The organism is Anabaena sp. AL09 (assembly GCF_001672255.1).
GTDB lineage: Bacteria > Cyanobacteriota > Cyanobacteriia > Cyanobacteriales > Nostocaceae > Dolichospermum > Dolichospermum lemmermannii.
Map to the genome: position 1 here is coordinate 1 of NZ_LJOQ01000102.1, position 7,930 is coordinate 7,930.

5 protein-coding genes and 1 pseudogene are annotated in these 7,930 nt (G+C 38.1%); 4 read left to right on the forward strand and 2 right to left on the reverse strand.

Translation table 11 applies throughout. The annotated features are described in order from the left end of the window. Window positions 1–85: 85 nt before the first annotated feature. Window positions 86–607: pseudogene (locus AN490_RS20890) on the reverse strand (phenylacetate--CoA ligase family protein); the annotation flags it as partial. Between the two features lie 297 nt (window positions 608–904). On the opposite strand from AN490_RS20890, the gene AN490_RS20895 reads away from it, so the two are divergent. The 3 genes from AN490_RS20895 (at window position 905) to hisS (ending at window position 4,262) form a co-directional block, all read left to right on the forward strand. After that, on the forward strand, window positions 905–2,326 hold the full coding sequence (locus AN490_RS20895) for an aldehyde dehydrogenase family protein (RefSeq protein ID WP_300006725.1): 1,422 nt from the start codon (window positions 905–907) through the stop codon (window positions 2,324–2,326). A 61-nt stretch (window positions 2,327–2,387) separates the two neighbouring features. Beyond that, window positions 2,388–2,834, forward strand: coding sequence for a DUF3598 family protein (locus AN490_RS20900; RefSeq protein ID WP_300006726.1), 447 nt, complete (start codon window positions 2,388–2,390; stop codon window positions 2,832–2,834). 39 nt (window positions 2,835–2,873) lie between these two features. Beyond that, the gene (gene hisS, locus AN490_RS20905) at window positions 2,874–4,262 is read left to right on the forward strand and encodes a histidine--tRNA ligase (protein ID WP_300006727.1); all 1,389 of its coding nucleotides are present in this window, start codon (window positions 2,874–2,876) and stop codon (window positions 4,260–4,262) included. Between the two features lie 129 nt (window positions 4,263–4,391). Here the strand turns inward: hisS and AN490_RS20910 are convergent, their stop codons facing one another. Next, window positions 4,392–6,191, reverse strand: coding sequence for an aspartate kinase (locus AN490_RS20910; protein ID WP_300006729.1), 1,800 nt, complete (start codon window positions 6,189–6,191; stop codon window positions 4,392–4,394). A 612-nt stretch (window positions 6,192–6,803) separates the two neighbouring features. On the opposite strand from AN490_RS20910, the gene pstS reads away from it, so the two are divergent. Continuing rightward, on the forward strand, window positions 6,804–7,844 hold the full coding sequence (gene pstS / locus AN490_RS20915; RefSeq protein WP_300006728.1) for a phosphate ABC transporter substrate-binding protein PstS: 1,041 nt from the start codon (window positions 6,804–6,806) through the stop codon (window positions 7,842–7,844). Window positions 7,845–7,930: the final 86 nt, after the last annotated feature.

The following is a 7,930-nucleotide window of genomic DNA, read 5'->3' on the forward strand; positions in this document are numbered from 1 at the left end:
GGGAATTTGTTGATCAACTTATTGAAGACTTGGACAAACAGTAATATATGGATAGTTATGGGTAGAAATTATCAAGCTGTTTCTACCCCTTAGCGGCTAAATGACGACAACAATTAGTAGTAAACATTCCCCCTACCCAAGTTCCCAGAGCAAAACAAACTACTGCTAAAGTAGTTTTAGTATCCGCATAAAAACTATTATGAAAGATTTGCTCAAAGCGGGTAGCTATTTGTAATTCATCAGTGATGAAACGCGGCCAAAATGTGGGTTTACCTGTTGAGCCAGAGGAAGCTGCGATCATATCACAGCCTCCTATCTTTCCATTATTACACAATTGGGGCAAAGAATAACGGGAAATATAATTTTCTTTATTAACTTTTGGTAAGTTTTGAAAATCTGCTAATGTTTGAATATTTTGAGGATTTATGCCTCGTTCTGCTAAAAATGCCTGGTAAGCGGGTACACTAGCAGCTACATCTTGAAATAATGCGATCGCTATTTCTCGACTGTCAATGTGAAGATGCTGTTCTAGTTTCTCTGCTAAGGGAGTAGATATAAAATCTTCTAATCCCAGAATTGCCCGTTGTGTTGGTATTTGTGGTTTCATAAAGCTGGTGTGTTAACAAAAATCTGATCACTCTTTGTCAGTATTTTATCTATAAATGCAATTTTTTAGCTTAACCGACAGAAGCCCCACTCCTGACCCTAAGGGCATTAAAATCTGTAGTAGCAAAGATGGCACAATTAGAATGTGACAAGTTCCCAAATAAAATTCCTCTTTTTGAACGAAAAATACTGTAAAAACGTGTTAGAAAACTTATACTGTTTATTGTATTTCTTCCTTTCCGCCTTTGCGCCTACCCTTAGGGATCTCTAAGAGAGATAACATTTAAATTAATCACAAATGAGTAAACCAATAGAAGTCCGCAACCCCCGCACAGGTAAATTTGATTATGTCATCGTTCCTCCACCACCAAAATTACTTTCCCAGCAATGTCACCGTTTGCGAAGAGGACAAATTATCTGGCAAAAATTAGGAGTTGAAGGCAGAATTGCTGCTTTAAAAGCCTGGAAAAAAGCTATATTATCAGACCGAACACAATTAACAGAAGCTTTAGTTAGTGATACGGGGAGATTATCAACATCAGTGACAGAAGTAGATTCATTTATTGCTAATATTGATAAATGGTGTAATTTAGCTCCACAATTACTACAAGGGACAGCTAAAAATACATCCATTCCTTTTATTGCTTTACAACAAACGGCTGTTCCTTATCCTCTGGTTGGCGTAATTAGTCCTTGGAATTTTCCCCTATTGTTATCTACAATTGATACAATTCCAGCTTTATTAGCGGGTTGTGCAGTCATAGTTAAACCCAGTGAAATCACTCCCCGTTTTGTTGCTCCTTTAATGACAACTCTGAATACAATTCCGCAATTACGTGATGTTTTAAATTTTGTCGAAGGAGCAGGACAAACAGGAGCAGATTTAATCGAAGATGTAGATTTAATTTGTTTTACAGGTAGTGTAGAAACTGGGCGGTTAGTGGCAGAAGTAGCAGCCCAAAAATTCATTCCTGCTTGCTTAGAATTAGGTGGCAAAGACCCAGCTATTGTTTTAGAATCAGCAGATTTAGACTTAGCAACTTCAGCAATTTTGTGGGGTTCTGTTGTGAATTCTGGACAGTCATGTTTATCAATTGAAAGAATTTATGTTGCTGAATCTATTTTTGAACGATTTTATCATCAATTAGTCACTAAATCCCATAAATTGAAATTGGCATACCCAACTATTGAAAGTGGTGAAATTGGTCCGATTATTTGTGAAAAACAAGCAGCTATTATTAATGATCATCTGCTAGATGCAGTTTCTAAAGGGGCAGTAATTCACTGTGGTGGTAAAGTAGAAGAATTAGGTGGAGGTTGGTGGTGTCGTCCCACGGTTATGACTGAAGTTGACCATTCCATGAAAGTAATGACAGAAGAAACATTTGGTCCAATTATGCCAGTTATGCCTTTTGCTAATATAGAAGAAGCGATAAATTTAGCTAATGATTCTATTTATGGATTAAGTGCTGCTATATTCTCTGAATCAGAAGAGTTAGCATTAGAAATTGGTATGCAAATAGATGTAGGTGCTATTAGTATTAATGATGCAGGGTTAACAGCTATGATGCAAGAAGGAGAGAAAAACGCCTTTAAATTTTCTGGTTTGGCAGGTTCACGTATGGGTAAAGCTGCCTTTAAACGCTTTATGCGAAAAAAAGCCTTTTTGATTAAAACTAACATTGATAAAGACCCTTGGTGGTTTAATAATGAAGATTAGGGATATGGAAACTGGGTAAAAGGTTTTCTCAATTACCAATTATCAATTACCAAATTATCTTATGTCTAATATTCGTCTAGAAATGCCTGTTTTAGCTCGTCATCAAGGTGAGTGGTCGGGGACTTATACAGTAGTTGATATTACAGGTAAAATCATTGATCAACATGATTCTTATCTCAGTTGTCAATTTCCAGAAAATAGCCCATATTCTTACTATCAAATTAATCATTATACTTGGTCTAATGGTAAAGAAGAAGAACATAATTTTCCTGCAACATACAAAGATCAGAAAATTTGGTTTGATACTGAACGGATTGAAGGTCAAGCTTGGGAAGTTGATGATTCTACAGTGATGTTGTATTTTAGTTATAAACAATTTCCCACTATGTACTTATATGAAATGATTCAGATTAGCCCTGACGATAATCATCGCGCTCGGACTTGGCACTGGTTTAAAAATCATCAAATTTATCAACGCACTCTAATTCAAGAAGAAAGGGTAAAATAGTAATTCTGTGGTTAATTTCCCATTTATTAAGGTAAAAACATGACTAAAAGTGACAAAATTAACTTTTCTACTCCGAGCGGATTTCCTGAATTTCTGCCTAGCGAAAAGCGTCTTGAAGTATATTTACTAGATATTATTCGCAAAGTTTTTGAAAGTTATGGTTTTACACCCATTGAAACTCCAGCAGTAGAAAGGTTAGAAGTCCTGCAAGCTAAAGGTAATCAAGGTGATAATATTATCTATGGTATTGACCCAATTTTACCACCAAATCGCCAAGCAGAAAAGGATAAATCTGGAGAAACTGGTTCAGAAGCAAGAGCTTTGAAATTTGATCAAACTGTTCCTTTTGCTGCTTATATTGCGCGTCATTTAAATGAATTAACTTTTCCTTTTGCTCGTTATCAAATGGATATGGTATTTCGAGGTGAACGGGCAAAAGATGGACGGTTTCGGCAATTTCGGCAATGTGATATTGATGTGGTTGCTCGTGGTAAACTGAGTTTACTTTATGATGCCCAAATGCCCGCAATTATCACGGAAATATTTGAAAAGATTAATATTGGTGATTTTGTCATTCGCATTAATAACCGCAAAATCCTGACAGGATTTTTCCAATCAGTAGGAGTTGCTGAAAACCAAATTAAAACCTGTATTAGTATTATTGATAATTTGGAAAAAATTGGCGAAGCTAAAGTTAAACAAGAGTTGGAGAAATCAGGTATTTCTTGCGAACAAACGGAGAAAATTATTGAGTTTGTGAAAATTGATGGCAGTATTGATGATGTTTTAGATAAACTCAAACACCTGGCTGAAAGTTTGCCAGAAGCAGAACAATTTAATTTGGGAGTAACTGAATTAGAAACTGTCATTAATGGAGTTAGAAATTTAGGAGTTGCTGATAAACGTTTTTGTATTGATTTATCTATTGCTCGTGGTTTAAATTACTATACTGGAACAGTTTATGAAACTACTTTATTAGGTCATGCAGCTTTGGGAAGTATTTGTTCTGGTGGTAGATATGAGGAATTAGTGGGAACATTTATCGGTGAAAAAATGCCTGGTGTGGGTATTTCTATTGGTTTAACTCGGTTAATTAGCAGGTTGTTAAAAGCGGGTATTCTCAATACTTTATCTGCAACTCCTACTCAAGTGGTAGTAGTAAATATGCAAGAGGATTTAATGCCTGTTTATTTACAAGTATCGCAACAGTTACGTCAAGGGGGAATTAATGTTGTGACTAACTTTGAAAAACGCCCTTTAGGTAAACAATTTCAAGCCGCAGATAAACAGGGAATTAGATTTTGTGTAATTATTGGTGCGGAAGAAGCAGCAGCACAAAAATCATCATTGAAAGATCTACAAAGTGGTGAACAAATAGAAGTAGCTTTGGCAGATTTACCAGAAGAAGTTAAACGCAGACTGGCATAATTTTGATTACCACGCTAACAGCGTGGTAAATTATCAAAAAATCAGGAATAAATAGATGACGACAGAATCAGAAAGCCCAAAAACTGTAGCACCCGGAAATTTCTCCGAATGCTGCAATTAAACGAAAAATCAGACTGGAACTACAAATTTTTCACTTCCAGCTAAATCAAAAGCTGAGTGAATAACTTGCAAAGCTTTCACACCTTCATCTTCTCCCACAACACAACTAATTTTAATTTCCGAAGTAGCAATCATTTGAATATTGATGTGATTTTTGGCTAAAGCTGTAAACATTTTGGCAGCAATCCCTGGTTGTCCCACCATCCCAGAACCAACTATACTCACCTTAGCGATCGCCTGATCTAATACTACCTCACCCCAATCAAACTCCGCTGCAACTTGCTGTAATTTCTGTTGGGCATTTTCTGCGTCCATTCTCGCTACAGTAAAGGCAATATCTCGACGGGGAACACCATCTACTATTCGACACCGTTGAGATTGAATAATCATATCCACACTGATATTATATTCTGCTAAGAATCCAAACAATTTGGCGGCCATACCCGGACGATTTGGTACTTGCCGAATCGCAATTCGCGCTTGATTCATATCCAACGCGACACCACGCACAGCAGGGGTATTAGCACCAGGAGAAGCTAAAGCAGTAGAGGAAGAATTAATTTCAAAGGTGTGACAGAGAGCAGCTATAGCGCGATCGCAATCTACCGCATCAACAACACAACTCACCTTAACTTCACTGGTAGAAATCATCTGAATATTTACACCAGCTTCAGCCAAAGTTTTAAACATCTGCGCTGCTACCCCCGGACGACCAATCATTCCCGCGCCCACAATACTCACTTTAGCAGTATCTTTCTCTACCATCACTTCCGCTTCATCTGAAGTATGCTGATTTTTAAATATCGGTGCTATAGCTAATGATACTGCTTCTGCCCGTTTTAATATTGATGAATTTACTGTAAAAGCAATGTCGTTAGTATTACCTTCATGAATAGACTGAATAATTAAATCAACATCAACATTTTGCTGGGAAATTTCCCCAAATAACTGGGCTGCTACCCCTGGTCTATCAGGAACACGCAATAAAGCCACCTTTGCCTGTTGAATATCAAACTCTACAGCATCCACAGGTCGAGCTAATTCTAAATTCACTAACGCCCGATCTTGCCTTGGAGGCGTTGTTACCCAAGTTCCCGGCTGATCTGTCCAACTCGACCGCACCACCAGGGGAACGCCATAATTACGGGCAATTTCCACAGCCCTGGGATGTAATACCTTCGCCCCTAAACTAGCCAATTCCAGCATTTCATCACTAGTGATTTCTGTTAATAATTGGGCTTCGGGAACAAGGCGCGGATCTGTAGTTAAAATTCCGGGGACATCTGTATAAATTTCACAAAAATCTGCACCGATAGCGGCGGCTATTGCCACTGCGGAAGTGTCAGAACCACCACGTCCCAAAGTAGTAATTTCTAATTCTTCTGTACTGCTAATTCCTTGAAATCCGGCAACCACAACCACTTTACCACGATTAATTTGCCGCATTAAGCGTTCAGTTTCAATATGTAAAATCCGAGCGCGAGAGTGTTCTGCTTCGGTAACAATGCCTACCTGAGCGCCAGTCATCGAAATTGCTGGTTGATCAATTTCCTGCAATGCCATACTTAGTAAAGCAATGGTAACTTGCTCTCCCGTAGAAAGCAGCATATCCATTTCCCGACGACTAGGAGTTTTAGAGATATCATGAGCTAGTTTCACTAACCCATCAGTAGTTTTACCCATCGCTGAAACCACTACTACTACAGAGTTTCCAGCTTTGACCGTTTTTTTAACTCTAGTCGCCACCGCTTGAATCCGTTCAACTGAGCCAACTGATGTACCACCGTATTTTTGAACTATGAGCGCCATAAAATTCTCTTTAATCACTTGTTTTGCCACAGTCAAGGTTGTCATGACTATGAAAAACCCTGAAAGTGCCAGTTTAGATTACCAAAAAAAATACATCCGTTAGCAATCTTGGACTCTGATTTTAATCACAAATTAACCATTTACATGAATTATCTTAACCAATTTATACACCTTTTTTGTTTATCGTGGTTAGGGATAAGAAAGTATTTTTATGCAAATAAATAAATACTAATCCGCTCAAACATGGCAAATAATACAACTTATTCCTAGCAGACTGTTTATTTACATAACACTGCTAGGATATTTCATAGAATTAGGAGTCACCGAGTCACCGAGTCAGGAGTCACCGAGTCAGGAGTCAGGAGTCAGGAGGAAAAAATTATTTACCAATTACCAATTACCAATTACCAATTACCAATTACCAATTACCAATTACCTGTTCCCTCTCTCAACGAGTGCATTTAATTTTGTCCGACTACTTAAAATTAAATGTTTAAATTGAATTTAAACTGAGATTGTTCGTTTCTTAATCTTCTCTTAACTATTTTACTATCAAATTAATACCAGGATGTAATTCCCTAAGTAAGTATTTCTAAAAACATAAGAGGCAGTATGGCTTTTTTATCCACCATTTTGAATCGTGTTGTTGCCACTTCAGTCATAACCGGGGCTGTTGCATTGAGTCCAATGTTGAGTGCGATCGCTCAAGCTGAAACTTTAAACGGTGCTGGAGCAACCTTTCCCGCTCCTCTGTACGAAAAGTATGCTCGTGAAGTTAAGAAAAAATACCCCGACTTGAAAGTTAACTATCAAGCCATTGGTAGTGGTGGTGGTATTCGTCAAACCATTGCGGGAACAGTTGACTTTGGTGGTAGTGACGCAGCGATGAAAGATGATGAAATCGCTAAAGTTAAAAATGGTGTGATCTTAGTACCCACTGCTGGTGGTGCTGTTTCCGTCGTTTATAATTTACCTGGTGTCAGCAAACTGAGATTATCTCGTACCACATTACCAGCAATTTTCTCTGGACAAATTAAAAACTGGGATGACGCGAAAATTAAAGCGGATAACCCTGGTGTAAACCTCCCAAATAGTCCAATTAAATTTGTAGTTCGCGCTGATGGAAGTGGCACAACATTCATTTTCACCAACCATTTAAGTGCTATTAATGGTTATTTCAAAGGCAGAATTGGAGCTAACACCGCTCCCAAATGGACATTACCCAACGTCCTCAAAGGTAAAGGTAATCCTGGAGTAGCAGCTTTAGTGAGAAGCACCCCTGGATCTATTGGTTATGTTGAATATGACTACGCTGCTAAAAACAAACTAAATTCAGCAGAACTACAAAATAAGAAAGGTGAATTTGTCGCTCCTTCTTTAGCATCTGCTAACTCAGCTTTATCCAATGTAGCTTTTCCTAGTAACTACCGCGTTTTTATCGGAGATCCCAGTCAAGGTTATCCTATCGTTGGTTTGACATGGATGATGGTTTATCAAAAGTATTCTAATCCTGCGAAAGCTGAAGCTGTGAAAAAATGGATTAACTGGGTTCTCAAGGACGGTCAACAGTATAATGATGACCTTAACTACACTAAAATTCCTGGTGATGTTGTGAACCGTGTTCTACAAACAGTAAATAGCAGCGTTAATTGACACTCCCCGCTCTAAAGAGACGGGGATTCTTTGTTCAAAGATATGACTTGCTCGCCCAGGATTTCTCCAGCACAAGTAGAGGTCTT

Coding starts and splice junctions, on each gene's coding strand:
- AN490_RS20895 (WP_300006725.1), top strand. CDS start 905: ATGAGTAAACCAATAGAAGTCCGCAACCCCCGCACAGGTAAATTTGAT.
- AN490_RS20900 (WP_300006726.1), top strand. CDS start 2,388: ATGTCTAATATTCGTCTAGAAATGCCTGTTTTAGCTCGTCATCAAGGT.
- hisS (WP_300006727.1), top strand. CDS start 2,874: ATGACTAAAAGTGACAAAATTAACTTTTCTACTCCGAGCGGATTTCCT.
- AN490_RS20910 (WP_300006729.1), bottom strand. CDS start 6,191: ATGGCGCTCATAGTTCAAAAATACGGTGGTACATCAGTTGGCTCAGTT.
- pstS (WP_300006728.1), top strand. CDS start 6,804: ATGGCTTTTTTATCCACCATTTTGAATCGTGTTGTTGCCACTTCAGTC.